The sequence below is a fragment of the Meiothermus sp. genome, assembly GCF_025056915.1.
GTDB lineage: Bacteria > Deinococcota > Deinococci > Deinococcales > Thermaceae > Meiothermus.
On record NZ_JANWVH010000001.1, the window covers coordinates 33,429 to 52,493 of the forward strand.

Consider the following 19,065-nt stretch of genomic DNA (forward strand, 5'->3'; position numbering starts at 1 on the left):
GGCCGCCCATGAAAACGAGAAGGGACTAGTGTCTGCGTTGCGTCTGGGCCGAGGCGCATGTTTTCGAGTTTCCAGGCCGCCACTATTCTGTCCAGGACAAAGCTTTCTTATATTTCGAATGGCTCTAAATGTGAAGAGCGCTCTAGGTTGTGGGCTGGCCGCTGCCTCAGTGCTTCTGTTGTTTGCACAGGGCCCAAGCAATGGTGGCATGGTTGCGGACTGAATTTAGCCCTGCCTCACAGCCGGGTTTTGGCAAAAACACCATACTGAACCCATGAAGTTGAAGCTGGGTGACCCTGCTCCTCTAGTGCAGGTTCAGGACGCTATGGGCCGCACAGTGGATTTGGCGGCGCTGGTCGGGCAGGGGCGTTACATTGTGCTGTGGTTCTACCCCAAGGCCAGTTCGCCGGGTTGCACCGCCCAGGGAAAGCAGTACGCCGAGCTGCACGATGCCTTCAGGCAGCTGGGCGCCGAGGTGTTTGGCGTGAGCGCCGACCCCGCCTCGGCGCAGTGTCGGTTTATAGACCGGCTGGCCTTGCAGGGCGGCATGATTCCCGATCCCTCGGGGGCCTTGGGGCGTGCTTTTGGGGTGGGCGGTTGGCTGGGCTTTGGCCAGCTGCTGGGGATGTACAACCGCGATACCATTCTGATCAACCCGGAGGGGCGGATTGAAAAAATCTGGCGCAATGTTAACCCTTTCCAGGATGCCAGGGTGGTGCTGGAATACTTGAAATCGAAGGTGGGTGCGGGCCCCGCTCAGGCCGAGTCTGCGCCAACTTGAAGCCTGGCCCACAGCAGGGTGGGCCTCCTTGCGGGCAGACTCGAGGGTATGAAACGCCTGTGGTTCTTGCCCTTGCTGCTGGCGCCCGCGCTGGCCCTGGCCCCCGGCGACCCGGTCTCCTTGCCCAGAGTGCAGGACTCCTACGGCAGGCCCGTAGACCTGGCGGCGGTCGCTCGAGAAGGGAAGTATCTGTTGTTCTGGTTCTACCCCAAGGCCAGCTCGCCCGGCTGCACCGCCCAGGGCAAGCGCTACGCCGAGCTATACGGCGAGTTCGACCGGCTCGGGGTGGAGATTTTCGGGGTGAGCGCCGACCCCGCCGCCGACCAGTGCAGCTTCATCGAGCAGATGGCCCTCAAAGGGGCCATGCTCCCCGATAAGGACGGCACCCTGGCCCGGCTCTTCAAAGTGGGAGGGTTTTTGGGCTTTTACAACCGCGATACCATCCTGGTCAACCCCAAAGGCCGCATCGAGCGCATCTGGCGCAGTGTGAACGCCTTCCGCGACCCCGATACGGTGCTGGCCTACGTGCGTGAAATCAAGCGATGAGCGGGCGCCCTTCCGGATGAGCCAAGCCCTGCTGGTTGGCAAAGCCGCGCCCGAAGGAATAACCGAACCTTTACCTTGCCCTTCACTGGCGGGATGGCCCATCCAGCCGGTCAGCGCGCGGGACAAAGCGGTTTGGGAATCGAACCGCGCGTAGCAAGGGCTCCGGGGCTGGCCCCGCAATCGTGCTCTACATAGACGTGGCCGCCCACGGAGAATGCGTCTGGGCCGAGACGCTTGTCTTCCAGGCGGCCACCTCGAATGGCTCAAAATATGCGAAGAGCGCTCGAGTTTGTAACCATTCCGTAAGTCTTGGGTCGCTTTAAACCGCAGAATGTGAAGGGATGAAAGTGGTGGTGATTGGCGCGGGGGTGGGGGGCCTCACCACCGCTGCGCTGCTGGCCCAGGCGGGCCTCGAGGTCACGGTGCTCGAGCACCATACCTACCCCGGCGGCTCGGCAGGCACCTTCTGGCACCGGGGCTTCCGCTTCGATGCGGGGGCGACCCTGCTGGCCGGTTTCGACGAGGCGGGGGTTTTTACCCGGCTGGAGCGCCGCTTGGGGGTTCGTTTTCCGGTGCGTCGGCTGGCCCAGGGCCAAACGCTGATGGAGGTCTGGCTGCCCGATGGCCGGGTGGTGCCCCGTCCGGTGGGGCGCGCGCACGAGCTCGAGGCCCAGGAGCAGGCCTTTGGCAGAGGCGTGCGGGGCTTCTGGGCCTGGCAGGCCCGGCGGGCCGAGGCTTTGTGGGGGCTGGCCCAGGGCCTGCCCTTTCCCCCCGCCAATGCCCAGGAGTTGCGGCGGCTCTTGCACAAAGGGCTGCCCTGGGCGCTGGGCCACCTGGCCGACCTGCCCGGCATTCTGGCCGATCTGCTGCGCCGCACCGCGGCCCATGCGCCCGCGAACCCCGCCTTCAGGCGTTTTCTGGACGCCCAGCTGTTGATTGCCGCCCAGACCGATGCCGGGGGCACCTATGCCCTCTTTGGGGCGGCGGCGCTGGATCTGCCCCACCGGGGCCCCGCCATGCCCCTGGGGGGGATGGGCGCGGTGGCCGAGACCCTGGCCGAGGCCGTCCGGCGCTACGGGGGCCGGGTGCTCTACCGCCACCGGGTTGAACGGCTCTGGCTTCGCCGGGGACGGGTGGTGGGCGTGGAGGTGGCCCTGGGCGGGCGGCGGCGGGGGGAGCGCGAGGTGCTGGAGGCCGACCTCTTCATCGCCAACCTGACCCCCGGCGACCTAGCCGCCCTGGTGCCGGAAGGCCCCCAGCAGCCCCCCCCGGCCGATGCCTGGGGGGCTTTCATGCTGCATGCGGTGGTGCCCGAGGGCCTGGTTCCGCCGGGCGCCCCCTACCGGCAGTGGGCGGGGGCCGGCGAGTGGACCTTTGTGAGCCTGGCCGAGCCCGGCGATTCCTTGCGCGGCCCGGCGGGCCTGCGGGTTCTGTCGGCCTCGGTGCACACCCGGCTGGCCGAGTGGCAGGGCCTTGGCAAGGAGGCCTACCAGGCCCAGAAACAAGCCTGGCAGGAGCGGGTCGCGCGTCAGGTGGAGCGGCTCATTCCCGGCTTCCGGGCCTCGGCGGCGCTGCTGCTGGGGGCAACCCCCCGCACCTACTGGTTTTACACAAGGCGGCAGAGCGGCTGGGTGGGCGGGTATCCGCAGGTGCATCCCTTCCGCACCCCCAGCCCCCGAACCCCCTTCCCAAACCTGTGGCGGGTGGGGGAGACCATCTTCCCGGGGCAGTCGGTGCCGGCGGTGGCCATGGGGGGCGAGCGGGTGGCTGCGCTGGTGCTGGCCCGGCTGGGCCTGGAGCCTGCCGCGCCCTTTGCAGACGGAGCCGCCCACCCTGGCTGCTCTCTACAGGACAGAGCCTCCTCGGAGTAAAGGAGAGAACTAGCGGGCGGCCAGCTCCTGCCCCACCTTCCAGTAGGCAGCCATGACCTTGCGCGCAGCGGGCAGGGCCACCCCGCTGCCCTCGCCGCCGTTCTCGAAAAAGGCCACCACCACCAGGGGGGGGCGGGGGTCGGCGGGGTCTACCGGGCCGTAGCCCATGTACCAGGCGTGCTCGAGGCCAGCGGTGAGGGTTTCGTTCTGGGCGGTGCCGGTCTTGCCCGCTGTAGCCACCGGAAAGCTGCCCAGCACGTGCCGGGCGGTGCCCCAGGTGACGGTTTTGCGCAGCCCTTCCTGAAGCTCCTTCCAGTACTGGCCGGCCACCGAGGTATGGGGCCTGCGGACGGCCTGGTTGCCAATCCGCAGCACCATGTGCAGCTCGGGTTGCTGGCCGCTTTGGGCGATGGTGGCCAGCATGCGGGCAATCTGCACCGGGGTGGCTTTGTTGTAGCCCTGCCCGATGGCAATCGAGAGGGTCTCGCCGGGCCACCAGCGGGGGTCTTGGGGGAGGTTCTGTCGCTTCCACTGCAAGGTGGGCACAATGCCGTTCTGCTCGCCAATTTCCAGCCCGGTGGGGCGGCCTATCCCCAGCTCCAAGGCCCGCTTGTGGAGCCTGTCCACCATGCCGATGGGGTCCAGCATGGCCACCTGGTAGTACCAGGTGTTGCAGCTTTGGGCAATGGCCTCCTTGACGGTCATCATGCCCATATCCACCCGCGCCCAGTTGCGCCGGATGCCGCCAAAAACGATGTACGGGCTGCAACGGTAGGCAGTGCCGGGGCTCACGTAGCCGCTTTCCAGAGCCAGGCTCGAGGTCACCAGTTTGTAGGTGGAGCCGGGGGGGTAGGCATTGACCGCCCGGTTCAGGGTGGGCCTGTCCTTGTCGGCGAACAGCGCGCGAATCTGGTCATTGGGGCGGGGCCGGCGGCCAAACAGGTTGGGGTCGAAGGCCGGGGCGGTGGCCATGGCCAGCACCTCGCCGTTGCGCGGGTCGAGGGCCACAATGGCCCCCTTGGCCTGGCGGGCCAGCGGAAGCCCGTAGCGGAGGCGAATTCGATTAATGTCCTCAACTCCCTCCCGCAAGGCCTGCTCGGCAGCTCGTTGCAGATTCAGGTCGAGGGTCAGGTACACGTCGGAACCGGCCTGGGGCTCTTTGAGTTCCTCGAAGCGCACCCGCTGGCCCCGGGCGTTGACCTCGGCCAGCACCACCCCTTTGATGCCCCGCAGATGGGTTTCCAGGGCGGCCTCGAGGCCCGCCGCTCCGACCAGCTCTTCGGGGTCGTAGCCTTCCTTGAGCTGTTCCTGGGAGGGCAGCGCCGTGTATCCAATCACCGGCCCGGCAATGGGGTTGGGGTAGACCCGCTCGATGCGCTCCAATAGCTTCAGGTTGGGCTCCCCGGCGGTGAGTTCGGCCAGGGTGGGCACCAGCGCCTCCGGAATGTTCACCAAGAGCTCCACCGGCTCCCGCTCCACCTTGGGCAGCTCCTTGAGCCCCAGCAGGGCCAGGATGCGCTCCTTGAAATGCACCTCTCCACCCGTATAAATCAGATCCACCGCCAGCCGGTTGGCCGCAATCACCCGTCCATTGCGGTCCAGAATGCGGCCCCTGGGCGCCAGCGAGGTTTCGGTGCGAAGGTAGTTGCCCTGGCTGCGGGTGGCATATTGCTCGTACTGCAATACCTGCAACTGCCAAAGCCGCCCCACAAACAGCAGCAGTATCAGGTAAAAAAGCCCCAGCAGGATCCAGACGCGGCTGTTCACCAGGCACCCCTATTTGCTGCGCACCGCATAAAGCTGCCGGGAGAGCTGAATCACCAAAGGCGCAATCAGCAACGTCAGCAGCATCTCCGGTAAGATAACCGACCACAGCGTGAGAGGGTTGAAGTTGCCCAAACGCAGCCAGAAGGCCACCAGCAGGATGCCCAGCCATTTGGCTACAAAGCTACCTCCCAGAATGACGACCTGGCCGGCCAACTCGTCCCAGTGCACCAGGCGCGAAAGACGGTAGTAAGCATAGGCGGCAAAAAGCAACCCCACCGCATGTAACCCTGGGTAACCTGCCGAGAGCAAGTCTTGCAGCAATCCCAGGGCAAAGGCCAGCGGCAAGCCCACATAGGGCGATGTCGAAGCCACCAGCAACAAGGTGGCCAGATAAATCAAATCGGGGGGCGAAAAACTATCCCCCAACAAGCCGGAAACAAAGCCCTGGAGTACGAAAGCCAGTCCGCTAATCAAAAGGATTCGCATAGTGGGCCAAGAATGGGTTTGCCGTCGCGCCTTGCACGGTGTGGCGCATCGGCACGGCAACAACGGCTGCGCCGGGTGTTCGCAGGCTGCGCTTTGGACAACGGCGGAGCAGAGCCACAGGGCATGAAAATTGGGGCTGCTGCAAGGCCGGTTCCCAACCGATTATCAAAAGACCGCATCACCCAGGCCTGGCGATACGGGGTGAAAAAGAACCAGGAGGCGCGTTGGAGGGGGGTCTCGTGTGCATTCATAACGGCTTGAGCACCTGCACTTCCTCCAGCAGCGAAAGTTGCACGGAGGGCCGTACAATCAGGACCTTCTTCAACGCGCCGGGTGAAACAGGCAAGACCTGCTCCACCGTCCCAACCGAGATGCCCGCGGGGTAGAGGCCCTGCAAAGCGCCGGTCACCACCTTGTCACCGGGATTGACCTGGGCCTCGGGGGCGATTTCCACCCGCAGCCTGCGGGGAGGGGCGCCATAGGCAATGCCCCGACCCGGGGCACTGGCGAGCCGCACCCCTACCCGCGACTCAGGGTCAAGCACCGTGCGAACCACGGCATTGTTTGGCGTGACCTCGGTGATGACCCCCACCAGTCCGCTGGCGGTGGTTACCGGCATGCCGACCCGCAGCCCCTGGGCCGAACCTGCTCCCAAAAAGAGCCTGCGGTAAAGGCCCGAAGGATCATCGTCAATCACCGGTGCTACCGCGACCACGCCCAGGCCCTGCACAGCCTGCACCCGCAGGGTGGCCTGTAGTTTGCGGTTTTCCAGTCTCAGGCGCTGGTTTTCTTGCCTGAGCTGCTGCAACTCGGCCTGCACCTGTCGCAGTTCGGCCCGCAGGTCACGGCGGTCAAACACGGCAGCCAAGCTGGCCCTGGCGTTTTGGCCTAGGCGAAAGGAGAAGCCAAACAAAGGGGCGGTGCGCGCGGCAAACTCGCCCGGCAGGCTAGGGGCCGATTGCCGGGTCAGGGTGGCGAGCAATACCCCCAGCACCATTAAGCCAATCAGCAAGGCCCTGCGAATAACGGTATCGCTCATGGTCTACCGCCAGTCGAGGGGTGCAGGAAACGATGGTCTGTGCTGCAAAGCTTCAAAAAACCCAACTCCCAAACCAGAGTTTAGCGCATGGCTCCACCGAGCCTGCTTCACTATACAGAACCCTAGAATGCAGTTCAGATTGGGACACCTGCCTCCAGGTTTCACTTCACGGCTTTCGGCAGAGGGTGGAGCCCCAGAAAACACCCATGCCCACCGTTTTGGCGTGGCCATTTTGCATGGGCCAGTAAACACCCCTTGGTTAGCCAGCCAGTTTGCTTTCGGAAAGGCTCGCTCACCGGCTCGAGGGGCCGGCGCTACGTCGCCTGGGGCCTGGGCTGGGCCCCCACGTAGCGGCTAGCCGTCCATATCAACACAACCGCGAACAGCAGGCGCAGCCATAGTTCAGGCAGTTGATTGGCCACCAGACCCCCTGCAAAGGCCCCGACCAGAATGCCCACCACCAGCCCTGGCACATAAGCCTGCGACAGATTGCCGTGGCGATAGTGGGTGTAGGACCCCACCAGGGCCGAAGGAATCATGGCCAGCAGCGAGGTGCCCTGGGCGGTGTGCTGCTCGAGGCCCACCAGCAACACCATGATCGGCACGGTGATGGTGCCGCCGCCCACCCCCAGCATCCCCGAGGCAAAGCCCGCCAACCCCCCCGTCAGAAGCAAGGGCAGCACCCGCACCCAGCCTTGCAGAGGCTCTTCCACGTGGGGAATGTAGGGCTTGAGCAGCAGCGACAAAGCCACAAAAACCAGATACCAGCCAAAGACCCGCTTGAGTTTCCACTCGGGCAGGCGGTTGGCAAACCGGGCTCCCAGGTTGGCGGTGACCATGGCCGTCGGGACAATCAGCAAGGCTGCTACCCAGTCCACCGTTCCATGAGCGGCGTAGGAGAAGGCACCCGCCAATCCGGTAAAAACCACCATTACCAGGCTGGTGGCTACGGCTTCGTGCTGGGTGAGCTTCAGGAAAGCGACCATCAGGGGCACAGCCACGACGCCCCCGCCCAGGCCGACCAGGCCCCCAAAGGCCCCGGCGACCAGGCCAATCCACAAACTTGGAAGATTCACAGCCTCCGTTATACCACAACAAGTGAGATTTTAGATTCAAAATCTGGCCTGGTTACCTGCCGCCGGGTTCAAAACCCGCCTTCGACCGCTGTTTTATCGCGCTTACAGACGAGGCCGCCACGTTTGTGAAGAGCGCGATATGTGTTACCTCGTTGTAGATTTGGTATTACAGGCTAAAACGGAACTCAAGGTTCATATCGTATTCGGTGACCCCTCCCCAGGGCCAACCGGGAAGATGGGCGGAGAGGGCCTCCCCGGATTGTGGGCACGGGGGCGCCTCAGGTGTCTGCTTGGCAGGGTTCAGGGCAGGGCGGTTTGTAACCAGCGCAGCCAGTTCTCCCCCAGCACCCCTTGCTTGAAGGGTTCTGGAACCAAACCGCCTATTTTTTGCAGGTCGCCGGGCTGGTCTAGCCCCTCCGGGTTTTCGTGCAGGCCGAAGCCCCCGTCAAAGTCGGAGCCGATGCCCACCTTGTCCCAGCCCACCAGGCGGGCGGTGTGGGCCATGTGCCGCCCAACTACTTCCAGCTTGACCCGCTCCATACCGCGCTGCCAGGTGGGTTCCAGGAAAAACCCAAAGAGCACCGTGCCAATCACGCCGTTTCGCTGGCCGATGGCCCGAATCATGGCATCGCTCAGGTGTCGGTTGGCATATGGGGGGCCTTCGCCGCCCAGCAGGGCCCTGGGGTTGCTGTGGGTGGCGCAGACCGCCCCATCAAAAACCTCCAGGGCCTGCCAGAAGGCCTGTTCGTCCATGTGCGAGAAGTCCAGGGCCAGATGATTCTCCCGCATGGCCCGCATGAGTTCAAAGCCCAGTTCGCTCAGGCCGCCGGGTTCACGGGTTCCGCCCGCATAGCGGGTGCGGTTCCAGGCGGGGCCGATGAGCCGCACCCCCTGCGCTTTCCAGAACCCCACCTCGTTTGGCTGGCGGATGCACTCAGCGCCCTCAATCAGGATGACCAGGGCCGTAATCCCATCCTCCGGCCACAAAGCCAGATGCCGCTGCAAATCGGCCCGATCGCGCAGAATTCGCACCAGCCCCTGTTCCTCCCAGCGCAAATACACCTCCAGTTGCCGCAGGGCTTGCTGGTAAGCGCTCTGGGGGTCGGTGTGCTGGCGTGGGTCCACCCAGAGGGTGGCAAAACAGATACCCACCTTGCCTTCTCGCAAGGCTGGTAGGGTCACGACGGGCACATCGGGATGGGCGTCGCACTTGCGTAACTCTGCGAGCGGCAGGGTGAGGTCGCGCCCCAGGTCGACCACATTGTGGGCCAGGTCGAGGTGGGCATCTACAATCATGGCTCACATCTTATCGGTTTGCGCCCTGGTGGTATCCTGTCTGGAAGCACGCCAGCGGATTAGGAGCCTGGCCCCAAGTTTTGCGCGGGCTTATCGAGAAAAATGCACCTATGAATCTGGTCTGGCACCGCGCCGATTTGCGCCTGCACGACAACCCCGCCCTTGGCCAGGCCCTGAAGGAGGGGCCCGTACTGGGTCTGGTTGTATTGGACCCCAACATTTTGCAAAACACCAGCCCACGCCGGCGGGCCTGGTTTTATCAGAACGTGGCTGCGCTGCGCGAGGGCTACGCCCGACGCGGGGGGGTATTACTGGTTCGCCAGGGCCTGCCCTGGGAGGTATTGCCTCAGATGGTCGGGGCGCTCGGTGTGAAGCAGGTCTATGCCGTTCGTAACTTCACCCCTTATGCCCGCTTTCGCGATCAGAAGGTGGGGTCGGTGCTGCCGGGTCGAGTGAACTGGCTGGACGGACAGTACATCCACGAGCCCGGCGCCATCCTCAAGCCGGAGGGCGGCCCTTACACGGTCTTTACGCCCTTCTCCAAGCGCTGGTGGGCCGCCCGCAAGCCGGTTTTGCTCGAGGCCCCCCCCCACCTTCCGGCTGTGTCCCTACCGCCCGGCTTCGACCTGGGCGTCATCCCCGAGGAAGCCTCGGATGTGCCGTTGCCGCCGGTGGGTGAGGAGGCGGCCCTGGGGGCGCTCGAGGTCTTTTTGCGCGACAAGCTGCCCCGGTATCACCAGACCCGCGACGGGCTGGCCGGGGAGGGGGTCTCGAGGCTTTCCTACTACTTCACCCTGGGGGTTCTGTCGCCCCGCCTGGCCGCCCGAAGGGCCTTGCAGGTAGGGGGTGAGGGCGCCCTTAAGTGGGTGAACGAGCTGTGCTGGCGCGACTTCAGCGGCGATCTGCTCTACCACCGCCCCGAGATGCTCACCCAGGCCTTCGACCCCCGCTGGAACGACCTCCCCTGGAACGACGACGGCGAGCTGTTTTCGGCCTGGCTGCACGGCCAGACCGGCATCCCGGTGGTGGACGCCTGTATGCGCGAATTGCGGGCCACCGGCTTTTTGTCCAACCGGGGGCGCATGGTGGTGGCGCAGTTTGCGGTCAAGCTGGCCCTTTTGCCCTGGCAGAAGTGCGAGCGGGCCTTCCGCGACCTGCTGCTTGACGGCGACAACGCCTCCAACCTGCAAGGCTGGCACTGGGCGGGGGGCTTGGGGGTGGATGCGGCGCCTTATTTCCGGGTTTTCAACCTGGTGACCCAGGCCGAGACCCACGACCCCGGCGGTGCGTGGCTCCGGCGCTGGGTGCCCGAGTCGGGGGGCCGCCCTGAGCCCTACAAAGCCCAGGCGCTGGATCTGGACTTGGCCCGCCGACGCTACCTGGCCGCCGCCGGGCAGATTGCCAAAAAGCCTGACTGGGCCGCCAGAAGCCGGGAGGCAAAGGCCAAAAGCCCGTAGGATTCCATCAGACCGACGACCCCGGAGATTACACAGCGTTTCTGCCCCATTCAAGGGATGCATATGCGGCTCAGAGGCTTCAAAGCGCACCTGCCGGTGAAGGTTTGTGCTGTGTGCGGCCGGCCTTTCCAGTGGCGCAGGAAGTGGACCCAGAACTGGCCGGAGGTCAAGTACTGCTCGGAACGCTGCCGGAATGAGGCCCGGGGGAGGAAGGCTTGAGCGAACTGGCCGGAGAACGCATAGCCCAGCAACTGCTGCTGTGGGCGCTGGTGTGCTGGGGGGGCGCTCTTTTTGGCTTATGGCGTACCCGGCATGAGTTTTGGAGGCCCTTCTGGTTCATGACCGGGGTCTGGGCCTTGGTCAATGCGGCGATTGCCTATGGAGGCTGGCTGGGGGCCGAACCGGACCCGGCCTCCCTGCGACGGCTCCTCTGGATTAACGCCGGCCTGGACGTTTTGTACATGGCCATTGGTTGGGGTCTGTGGACGCGCCCCAAGCCGGTACTCAAGGGTTTTGGCTTGTCTATCGTAGCACAGGGCCTGTTCTTGTTTTTCTTCGATCTGTTCCATGCCCTACAAATATGAACGTAACCTGTACAAATATTGTACCTACCCTTTACAAGTATGTTGGTCTTGCACACGGTAGGGGGATGTTGCAAGGGCCTGGTCGAGAGCGTGGGCAAAAGAGTCGAGCAAAAGATGCTTCGCGACCGCAGCCGTGCGACCCTACCTCCAGGGCCTAAAACCCCTGGCTGCAAGGGAGGCAAACCATGAGGAAGTTGTTGGCATTACTGGCGGTACTGGCTATCGGTCTAGGCTTTGCACAAAGCAACAACGCGATGGTGCGCGTGGCCCACCTTTCACCCGACGCACCGGCGGTAGATGTCTGGGTCAACGGCGCTCGAGCCCTGCAAAACGTGCCCTTCAAGGCCGTCAGCAACTACCTCTCGCTGCCCGCCGGAGAAATTACCGTATGGGTGGTGCCTGCAGGTGCGACCACCCCACGGGTGATTGATGCCAAAGCCACCATTGCCGCCGGCAAGATGTACACCATTGCGGCCACCGGCCTGCTCAACGCCACCGGCAACCAGCCCAAGCTCGGGCCCACCATCATCGAAGACGTGTTGCCCACCCTGGCGGCGGGCCAGGCCGGCATTCGGGTCGTCCACACCTCGCCCACGGCCCCCGCAGTGGACGTGGCGATTCGCGGCGGCGCGGTCGTGGTGCCCAACCTGGCTTTCCCCAAAGCCTCGGGCTACCTGACGGTGCCGGCTGGTTCCTACAACTTCGACGTGCGCGCTGCCGGAACCACCACCGTGGCCCTGCCGCTCAACAACGTGGCCCTGGAAGCAGGCAAGGTTTACACCGTTTTCGCGGTCGGTGGTACCACCGCCCAACCTCTGAGCGTGGTCGTAGCGGTCGATAAGTAAGCCTGAGCTCAACTGAAACCGCCTTTGGGGTGGCCCTGGTTCGGGGCCACCCAACTTTTACCCTGCAAGGCGACATTTTCTGTGCCTAGACCATAACACCAACTTTGCATGAAGGTTTTGCATCTATCGAAGCCTTGCGTCCAAGCAGTGGGCCGGTGGATTTTGTTTGCCAATTCGCTGTTCATGCGATGAACCTCACGGTATGATGACAAAGCAACAGTACAAAGCAGGATGGGCCTGGTCAGGCAGATCCCGACTTTGGACAAACGAAAGGAGTGTAGACGTGAAAAAGTGGCTTGTTTTGGTCGCACTGGCTTTGATGGGGTTTTCCTTGGCCCAGGGCAACACTGCTTTCGTCCGCTTCGCGCATCTGGTGCCCGATGCGCCGGCGGTGGACATTGTTTCGGGTGGCAGCAAGGTGTTTGAGGCCCAGGCTTTCAAAGATGTAACTTACTACGCCGAGGTGCCCGCTGGCAGCCTGACCCTGACCGTGCAGACCACCGGGCAGAACCCGGCCAAGGTTGCCGATGTGTCCATCCGTGTGCAGGCGGGCAAGTACTACACGGTGATGGCCCTGGGCACGCTCTCGACCCTGAAGGCCCGCCTGGTCGAAGACCGCCTCGCCCCCGCCGAAGGGGTGGCGAAGGTTCGCATTGTTCATGCTTCGCCGGATGCCCCGGCGGTGGACGTGGCGCTAAAGGGGGGGCCGGTGCTGTTCCGCAACCTGGCCTTCAACCAGATTTCGGGCTACGGCACGGTTCCGGCGGCTGCCTACAACCTCGAGGTGCGCCCCACCGGCACCACCAACGTGGCCCTTCCGCTCGAGGGGGTGGCGTTTGAAGCCGGCAAGGTTTACAGCGTGTTTGCGGTGGGCTTGCTGGCCGGACAAACCCTCGAGGTGATTGTGGTCGAGGATAGTTTTGGTAGTCCATAGATGGAAGGCGGGCTCGAGGGGGGCTTCGGCCCCCCTTTTTTTGTGGGCTTTGGTCAAGTCTGAACCCCAGGCTGGCCTCAGGATAAAAGGGTATGCGAGGGTGGATGGTTCTGGGGTTGGTTCTGTGGGGCCTGGGTCTGGCTCAGAGCGTGCGCTGGACGGGCCAGCCCGAGTATCGGGCCGTTCCGGGGGCTTCAACGGCAGCAGGGGCGGCCCTGGATAAGAGCTATGTGCTGGTCTATCCGGCCCAGGGAACGCCGCGCGGCACCATCGTGTTTGTGCCGGGATTCTTGGGGGGCGCCACCAATTTCGACGCCCTGGCCCGGCGGCTGGTGCTGGCGGCCCCCGGCTGGGCGGTCTGGGCCTGGGACCGGCGGGCCAACGGCCTCGAAGACCGCCGAGGCTTTACCTCGCCCGACCCCTGGGCCTACTACCAGAACTACCGTGTGCCCGATTTGCCCTTCCTCAAGGACTGGGGCCTGAGGGTACACCTGGACGACCTCGAGCAAGTCGTTGACCAGGCCCGGAGCAGCGGCCCGGTGGTGCTGGCCGGGCACTCGCTGGGCGCCAGCCTGGCCTCGCTGTTTGCGCTGTACCGGGGCGATAAAATCAGCGGCCTGATTTTGCTGGATGGCGCGCCGCGCCTGGTGCCCCTCACCCGGGAGCAATACTTTGGCGGCACCGAAGGGGGCTTTGGGCGGCTGGCCGGGCTCAACGAACTCCTGGAAGGCCGGGCCCCGCCCTACATCAACGCCTTTGGGCTTAACCCGGTGGGCTTTGCCCAGGCCGAAGCGCAGGCCTTCATGACCGCGCAGAACCCCCAGGCCGATGCGCCCCCAGGCTGGGCGCCCTACCGGGCGAGTCGGCTGGCGGCGGCCCTTGCCCGCGTGGACGACCGCTATGCCCTGTCGTCTATTTTTTCGGTCTCGGTGGGCCAGTCCACCGGGCGCGAGGGGATCAGCCTGTTCAGCCTTTTTGTGGGCAGCGTGGTCTATACCGTTCGGGGCCCAAGGGGGGGGCGGGTGGAGTGGCGCGACAGCGGCGAGGCCACCGACCCGCTGGAGTTCATCTCGCTGTACGCCAACCCCACCACCGGCTTCTCGGAGTGGTTTTTCCCTTACCGCCTCTCCCTCGACATCTCGGCCTACGAGGTGGCCATGCCCGAGCTGAGGCCGCGCTCGGTGGCGTATCCGGTGCTGGCCCTGGGCGCAGGGCGGGGGTTGCTCCCGCAAGCCAGCAACTTTCGCAGCGTGGGCGAGGCTTTCCCCAATACCCGGGTAGAAGTTCGAATCCTGCCGGGCCTCACCCACCTGGACATCCTGACCAGCCGCAGCGGGGATGCGGTCGGCCCCATTGCGGCTTATTTGCAAGGGGTGCGCTAGTCGCCGGGTATGACCCTCTGGATTCTGGGCGACCAGCTCAACCACGCTGCTGTGGAGCAGCTCGCACCCCGGCGGGTGCTGCTGGTAGAGGCCTACGAGCTGGGGCGCACCCCGCCCATGCACCCGCAAAAGCTAGTGCTCTTCTTCAGCGCCATGCGCCATTTTGCAGAGGAACTGCGGGCGGGCGGCAGAGAGGTCATCTATCTTCAGGCCGAGACCCTGGCCGAAGCCCTGGAGCAGTTTTTCCAGGCCTACCCCGGCGAGACCCTGGCTCAGATGCAGCCAGCCGACTTTGGCTTCGCCGAACGGGCCAAAGCCCTGGTGGAAGGCCGGGGCGGGCTGTACCGCTTGCTGCCCAACCGGCTCTGGCTCTTGCAGCCGGAGGAGTTTGACCGCTGGGCCGGGAGCCGCCAGACCTACCGCCTCGAGTACTTCTACCGCTTCATGCGCCAGCGCACCGGTTACCTGATGCAAAAAGGCCAGCCGGTGGGGGGGGCCTGGAACTACGACGCCGAAAACCGCAAAGCCCCGCCGCCGGGCTACCGGCCCCCCGCCCCGCTGCGCTTCGCCCCCGATGCCCTCACCCAGGGGGCCATCGAGACCGTAAAGGCGCGGTTCCAGGGGCATTTTGGGGCCCTCGAGGGCTTCGAGTGGCCGGTGACCCGCCAGCAAGCCCTGGAAGCCCTGGAAGATTTCGTCCAGAAGCGCCTGGCGGCCTTTGGCCCCTACCAGGATGCCCTGGTGGAGCAAAGCTGGAGCCTGCACCACTCGCTTTTGTCGCCAGCCCTCAACTTAGGGCTTCTGCACCCCGCCGAGGTGGTGGAGCGGGCCCTGGCCGAGTACGAAAAAGGCGGCGTTCCACTGGCCAGCATCGAGGGCTTTGTGCGGCAGGTGATGGGCTGGCGCGAGTACATCTACCACGTTTACCGCCGCGAGATGCCGGGGCTCTTGCGGGCCAACCAACTGGCGGCCCAAGCGCCCCTGCCCCCGCTTTTCTGGGGGGCGCCTACCCGGATGCGCTGCCTTTCAACCGTCATCACACGGGTTCGGGCGCGCGGTTACGCCCACCACATCGAGCGGCTGATGGTGCTGGCCAACTTTGCGCTCCTCTATGGCGTCGAACCGCAGGCCCTGAATGCCTGGTTTGTGGCGGCCTTTGTGGACTCCGCCGACTGGGTGATGGTGCCCAACGTGCTGGGCATGGGGGTTTTTGCTTCACCTATTCTCTCCTCCAAGCCCTATGCGGCCAGCGGAAAGTACATCGCCCGCATGGGCAACCACTGCCAGCACTGCGCCTTCAAGGTAAGCGAGACCCTGGGCGAGCAAGCCTGCCCCTTCAACAGCCTGTACTGGGACTTCATGGCCCGGCACCGGGCCTTGCTGGAGGGCAACCCCCGTCTGGCGGTGCTGTACAGGTCCTGGGACAGGCGCCAACCGCAGGAGCAAAGAGCTATTCGCCATCGGGCCGAAAGCCTGCGGCAGGGCATTGCGCAGGGTGAAGTTTGAATGATAACCCCCTCAAGAATGGGTAAAGCCAGCGTTACACGTAAATACCCTGGCCCTGGCTGCCTGGCCAAATCCTGTGCAGGTCTAGGTTTTGCTCGTGACGCCGCAAAGGGTTGCAGCGTTACCTGATGCAGCCATGTGAATAACGTCCTGGGAAGTAGATTTCTCCTGTAGACTCACACCGTGCCATCCTGGCGTTCGACGGGCGCAGTGGATTGGGTTGTGTACCCAGACCCGGGGTTGGGTGGGCCCTGGATGGGATGATGCGGATTGGAGGGTGAATTCTTGCTTTCAGCGGCGACGACCTGGCTGGCGCAACGAAGACTCGAGCTCTGGACGGGTCTCCTGATGCTTGGGGTGTATGGGCTTTCCTTTCCGCAACTTTACCAGACCTTCGGCAACAATCTGCTGATTCTGGGGTTTCCCGGGCTGTTGCTTTTGAGCTGGGGGCTGGGCCTGTGGGGGGCGGCGCTGGTGGGCCTGCTCAATGTTCCGATGCAGGTGCTGCTCCTCAACCTGGGCGCTGCTCAGTGGGACGCAGGGCTGAGGGAAGTTGTGCAGCTCATGACCGGAACCGGCCTGGCCGCATGTCTGGCCATGGGGTTGTTTCGTTTTCAGTATGACCGCCGCTCGAGCGCCGAAGCAGCCATGCGGGAAAGCCAGGCCCAGGCCCAGGACCGCAACCTCGAGCTCTCCCTCTTTTCGAGGGTGCGCGACGGGCTGACCCGCGACCTCGAGCCCACCGCCTTAATGCGGGGGGTGGTGGACGCCCTGCACGATCACCCCCGCTTCGATAGCGTGGCTGCCTACCAGCCCGATGGTGAGGGGCTGCGTCAGGTCTGCTCGGGCGGAAAACAAACCCTGCCCGAGCAGTTTGGTCCGGCCCACGAGGTGGTCTATCGGGCAGCCCGGTCTGCCGAGACGGTGGTGCTGTACACCACCGAGGAGCGCAGCCATGCCGGCGTGCTGGGGGAGCGGAGCCTGATTGCGGTGCCGTTGCTGGTGAAGGGAAGCGTGCAGGGGGTGCTGGTAGCGAGCTGTGGGGCCTCCGACCTCGACCCGCGCGATGTCCGCTTTTTGGAAGGGGTGGCGGGGCAGCTAAGCCTGGCCATTGACCGCGCCCAGGTATACGAGGCCCTGCGCGAACAGGAGGCCACCTATCGAACCCTGCTGGAGACCCTGCCCGACGCGGTGGCCCTGTACGACGGCTCGAAGCTGCTCTACCTCAACCCGGCGGGCCTGCGCGGGCTGGGCTACCAGCGGCTGGACGAGGTGGTGGGGCAGCCCCTCACGCTCTTCGTGCACCCCGATTCGCTGCCGCGGGTGGCCGAGCGGGTGCAGCGGATTCTGGGGGGTGAGCCCGACGCGCTCGAAGAGATTCGCCTGGTGGCCCGGGACGGGCGCGAACTCGAGGTCGAGGCCCTGGGCTTCCTGGTGCAGATTGCGGGCCACAAACAGGTCATGATCTCCATCCGCGATGTGGGCGAGCGCAAACGCCAGCAGGCCCGCATCGAGTACCTGGCCTACCACGACCCCCTGACCGACCTGCCCAACCGCCGCAAGCTGTGGGCGGTGGCCGAGACGGTCTTTGTGGCCGACCGCCGCAAGCGTGAAACCCCGGCCCTGATCTACCTCGACCTGGACAACTTTAAAGTAGTTAACGACACCCTCGGCCATCAGGCCGGCGACGAACTTCTGCGCCAGATAGCCCTGCGGATCAAGGAGGTGCTGCGCCAGGGCGACCTGCTGGCCCGCATGGGGGGCGACGAGTTTGCGGTGCTGCTTCCATCTGCCGACCGTGCCTCGGCGACTGCTGCCGCTCGCCGGGTGAACGGGGTGTTTGAAACCCCCTTCAACCTGGGCGACCACGCCATTCACGTCCAGGCCAGCCTGGGGGTGGCGCTTTACCCCGAACACGGCCAGACCCTCGACGAGCTGGCCCGCGCCGCCGATGTGGCCATGTACCAGGCCAAGCACGCCCGCACCGGAATCGCCATCTACGACCCCACCCAGGACCTTAATTCCCTCGAGCGCCTGGAGACCGTGCAACAGCTCCGCCAGACCATCCAGGAGGGCCGCTTCCTGATCCAGTACCAGCCTATTCTGAACATCCAAAGCCGCTTTGTGAGCAAATGGGAGGCCCTGGTGCGCTGGGAGCACCCCACCCGGGGCCTTCTGCACCCCAGCGAGTTTGTGCCGCTGGCCGAAGAGGCCGGTCTGGTAGGAGAACTCGACCTGGCCGTGCTCAAGCAGGCCGTGCAGGATCAGCGGCGGCTGGGCGGTGAGCTGGCGATCAATTTTTCCGCCGTGACCCTGGCCCACCCCAACTGGGTGCGGGAGGTGGTGCGTTCGCTGGTCGAAGAGACCCTCCAGCCCAGCCTGCTGTGGCTCGAGATCACCGAGTCGGCCCTGCTGCCCGAGCGGCAGAAATGGCTGGGGGGGCTGGTGGCCTTGCGCGGGCTGGGGGTGCGGGTGGCGCTGGACGACTTCGGCATCGGCTACTCGTCGCTGGCCCACCTCAAGCAGGTGCCCGTTGACCTCATCAAGATAGACAAAAGCTTCATCGGTGAAATCGGCAGCAACCGGGCCGCCGAGGACATCCTGCGGGCCATGCTGCAACTGGCCAATGCGTTCGGCCTCAAGACCCTGGCCGAGGGGGTGGAAAACCGGGCGCAGCTCGAGTGGCTGGCCCGCCACGGCTGCCACTACGCCCAGGGCTACTACATCGGCCTGCCCATGTCCGCCGATCAAGCCGCCAGAGAGGTGTTCACCAAGGCCTTCTGAAAGCGCAACGGCCCGATTTGCTTCTGCCCCACGGTGTGAAACCCGGCCCCACCTTACCCTCGAGCTGTGAATGCGCTCTTGCTGGGAGCTACGGGCGGCATTGGGCAGTCGCTGGCCCGACATCTGGGAGGCCGGGTGGGCCGGTTGTGGCTTTCGGGGCGCAACGGCCAGATGCTGGCCAGCCTGGCCCGCGACCTGGGGGCGCTGGCAGCCCCCGCCGAGCTGGGCCATGAGCTCGAGGTGCAGGCGCTGGCCGAAGAGGTAGGGCCCTTAGACTTGCTCCTGTATGCGGCGGGCGCGGTGCAGAAGGCCGGCCTGCGCGAACAGAACCTGGCCGACCTCGAGCGCCTCGCCGCCGCCAACCTGGGGGGGCTGGCCCTGATGCTTAAGTACGCCCGCTTCAACCCCCAGGCGCGGGTGGGGGTGCTGGGGGTCTACCCCGACCTCATCAGCGTTCCTGGGCTTTCAGCGTATGCCGCAACCAAGCTGGGGGCCGAAGGATTGGTCAACGTGGCCCGCAAGGAGTTCCGCCGCGAGGGGGTGCGCTTTTGCCTGGTGCGCCTGCCCGCTGTGGCCACCAACCTCTGGGCCCCGCTGGGCGGGCCGCCCAAAACGGCCCTGCATCCAGATCTGGCGGCGTTGCGTATTCTGGAAGGCATCCTGGCCGAGCCGATGCCGGAGGTTCTGGAGATTCGCCAGGCGATGTGAACG

At 64.9% G+C, this 19,065-nt stretch carries 17 protein-coding genes; 12 read left to right on the forward strand and 5 right to left on the reverse strand.

Annotation, left to right across the window (positions count from 1 at the left end):
* The first annotated feature begins 274 nt into the window (after nucleotides 1-274).
* The 3 genes from NZN28_RS00175 (at nucleotide 275) to NZN28_RS00185 (ending at nucleotide 3,198) form a co-directional block, all read left to right on the forward strand.
* Nucleotides 275-781: a peroxiredoxin gene (locus NZN28_RS00175; protein ID WP_295394367.1), complete on the forward strand. Its 507-nt coding sequence runs from the start codon at nucleotides 275-277 to the stop codon at nucleotides 779-781.
* Nucleotides 782-829: 48 nt separating this feature from the next.
* Nucleotides 830-1,327: a peroxiredoxin gene (locus NZN28_RS00180; protein ID WP_295394370.1), complete on the forward strand. Its 498-nt coding sequence runs from the start codon at nucleotides 830-832 to the stop codon at nucleotides 1,325-1,327.
* Between the two features lie 341 nt (nucleotides 1,328-1,668).
* On the forward strand, nucleotides 1,669-3,198 hold the full coding sequence (locus NZN28_RS00185) for an NAD(P)/FAD-dependent oxidoreductase (protein WP_295394373.1): 1,530 nt from the start codon (nucleotides 1,669-1,671) through the stop codon (nucleotides 3,196-3,198).
* Nucleotides 3,199-3,207: 9 nt separating this feature from the next.
* Here NZN28_RS00185 and NZN28_RS00190 read toward each other — a convergent pair whose 3' ends face one another.
* The 5 genes from NZN28_RS00190 to NZN28_RS00210 all read right to left on the reverse strand — a co-directional run bounded on the left by NZN28_RS00190 (nucleotide 3,208) and on the right by NZN28_RS00210 (nucleotide 8,862).
* Nucleotides 3,208-4,947, reverse strand: coding sequence for a penicillin-binding transpeptidase domain-containing protein (locus tag NZN28_RS00190; RefSeq protein ID WP_295394558.1), 1,740 nt, complete (start codon nucleotides 4,945-4,947; stop codon nucleotides 3,208-3,210).
* 27 nt (nucleotides 4,948-4,974) lie between these two features.
* Nucleotides 4,975-5,451, reverse strand: coding sequence for a rod shape-determining protein MreD (gene mreD, locus NZN28_RS00195; RefSeq protein WP_295394376.1), 477 nt, complete (start codon nucleotides 5,449-5,451; stop codon nucleotides 4,975-4,977).
* Nucleotides 5,452-5,698: 247 nt separating this feature from the next.
* Nucleotides 5,699-6,490 (reverse strand): rod shape-determining protein MreC, encoded by a 792-nt coding sequence (gene mreC / locus NZN28_RS00200; protein ID WP_295394379.1) that lies wholly within the window; start codon nucleotides 6,488-6,490, stop codon nucleotides 5,699-5,701.
* 314 nt (nucleotides 6,491-6,804) lie between these two features.
* Nucleotides 6,805-7,566, reverse strand: coding sequence for a sulfite exporter TauE/SafE family protein (locus NZN28_RS00205; protein ID WP_295394382.1), 762 nt, complete (start codon nucleotides 7,564-7,566; stop codon nucleotides 6,805-6,807).
* A 300-nt stretch (nucleotides 7,567-7,866) separates the two neighbouring features.
* A complete protein-coding gene (locus tag NZN28_RS00210) occupies nucleotides 7,867-8,862 on the reverse strand; it encodes a membrane dipeptidase (protein WP_295394385.1) in 996 nt (331 codons plus the stop codon).
* Between the two features lie 110 nt (nucleotides 8,863-8,972).
* Between NZN28_RS00210 and NZN28_RS00215 the strand changes: the two genes are divergently transcribed.
* From NZN28_RS00215 to NZN28_RS00250, 9 genes are all read left to right on the forward strand, one after another.
* Nucleotides 8,973-10,319: a deoxyribodipyrimidine photo-lyase gene (locus NZN28_RS00215; protein WP_295394387.1), complete on the forward strand. Its 1,347-nt coding sequence runs from the start codon at nucleotides 8,973-8,975 to the stop codon at nucleotides 10,317-10,319.
* Nucleotides 10,320-10,382: 63 nt separating this feature from the next.
* Entirely contained in the window at nucleotides 10,383-10,538 is a 156-nt protein-coding gene (locus tag NZN28_RS14620) for a DUF2256 domain-containing protein (protein WP_367275814.1), read from the forward strand.
* Nucleotides 10,535-10,903, forward strand: coding sequence for a hypothetical protein (locus tag NZN28_RS00220; RefSeq protein ID WP_295394389.1), 369 nt, complete (start codon nucleotides 10,535-10,537; stop codon nucleotides 10,901-10,903). The genes NZN28_RS14620 and NZN28_RS00220 overlap by 4 nt, the downstream gene beginning before the upstream one ends.
* A gap of 185 nt (nucleotides 10,904-11,088) precedes the next feature.
* Nucleotides 11,089-11,748 carry a DUF4397 domain-containing protein gene (locus NZN28_RS00225; protein ID WP_295394391.1) on the forward strand — a complete coding sequence of 220 codons (660 nt, stop codon included), beginning with the start codon at nucleotides 11,089-11,091 and terminating at the stop codon, nucleotides 11,746-11,748.
* Between the two features lie 283 nt (nucleotides 11,749-12,031).
* Nucleotides 12,032-12,682 carry a DUF4397 domain-containing protein gene (locus NZN28_RS00230; RefSeq protein WP_295394393.1) on the forward strand — a complete coding sequence of 217 codons (651 nt, stop codon included), beginning with the start codon at nucleotides 12,032-12,034 and terminating at the stop codon, nucleotides 12,680-12,682.
* Nucleotides 12,683-12,774: 92 nt separating this feature from the next.
* Nucleotides 12,775-14,064, forward strand: coding sequence for an alpha/beta fold hydrolase (locus NZN28_RS00235; protein ID WP_295394394.1), 1,290 nt, complete (start codon nucleotides 12,775-12,777; stop codon nucleotides 14,062-14,064).
* A 9-nt stretch (nucleotides 14,065-14,073) separates the two neighbouring features.
* On the forward strand, nucleotides 14,074-15,570 hold the full coding sequence (locus NZN28_RS00240) for a cryptochrome/photolyase family protein (RefSeq protein ID WP_295394396.1): 1,497 nt from the start codon (nucleotides 14,074-14,076) through the stop codon (nucleotides 15,568-15,570).
* Nucleotides 15,571-15,918: 348 nt separating this feature from the next.
* Complete coding sequence (locus NZN28_RS00245) at nucleotides 15,919-18,354, forward strand: EAL domain-containing protein (protein WP_295394398.1); 2,436 nt, start codon at nucleotides 15,919-15,921, stop codon at nucleotides 18,352-18,354.
* A gap of 66 nt (nucleotides 18,355-18,420) precedes the next feature.
* Nucleotides 18,421-19,062 carry an SDR family NAD(P)-dependent oxidoreductase gene (locus NZN28_RS00250; protein ID WP_295394400.1) on the forward strand — a complete coding sequence of 214 codons (642 nt, stop codon included), beginning with the start codon at nucleotides 18,421-18,423 and terminating at the stop codon, nucleotides 19,060-19,062.
* The last annotated feature ends 3 nt before the right edge of the window (nucleotides 19,063-19,065 follow it).

Coding starts and splice junctions, on each gene's coding strand:
- NZN28_RS00175 (WP_295394367.1), top strand. CDS start 275: ATGAAGTTGAAGCTGGGTGACCCTGCTCCTCTAGTGCAGGTTCAGGAC.
- NZN28_RS00180 (WP_295394370.1), top strand. CDS start 830: ATGAAACGCCTGTGGTTCTTGCCCTTGCTGCTGGCGCCCGCGCTGGCC.
- NZN28_RS00185 (WP_295394373.1), top strand. CDS start 1,669: ATGAAAGTGGTGGTGATTGGCGCGGGGGTGGGGGGCCTCACCACCGCT.
- mreD (WP_295394376.1), bottom strand. CDS start 5,451: ATGCGAATCCTTTTGATTAGCGGACTGGCTTTCGTACTCCAGGGCTTT.
- mreC (WP_295394379.1), bottom strand. CDS start 6,490: ATGAGCGATACCGTTATTCGCAGGGCCTTGCTGATTGGCTTAATGGTG.
- NZN28_RS00210 (WP_295394385.1), bottom strand. CDS start 8,862: ATGATTGTAGATGCCCACCTCGACCTGGCCCACAATGTGGTCGACCTG.
- NZN28_RS00215 (WP_295394387.1), top strand. CDS start 8,973: ATGAATCTGGTCTGGCACCGCGCCGATTTGCGCCTGCACGACAACCCC.
- NZN28_RS14620 (WP_367275814.1), top strand. CDS start 10,383: ATGCGGCTCAGAGGCTTCAAAGCGCACCTGCCGGTGAAGGTTTGTGCT.
- NZN28_RS00225 (WP_295394391.1), top strand. CDS start 11,089: ATGAGGAAGTTGTTGGCATTACTGGCGGTACTGGCTATCGGTCTAGGC.
- NZN28_RS00235 (WP_295394394.1), top strand. CDS start 12,775: ATGCGAGGGTGGATGGTTCTGGGGTTGGTTCTGTGGGGCCTGGGTCTG.
- NZN28_RS00240 (WP_295394396.1), top strand. CDS start 14,074: ATGACCCTCTGGATTCTGGGCGACCAGCTCAACCACGCTGCTGTGGAG.
- NZN28_RS00245 (WP_295394398.1), top strand. CDS start 15,919: ATGCTTGGGGTGTATGGGCTTTCCTTTCCGCAACTTTACCAGACCTTC.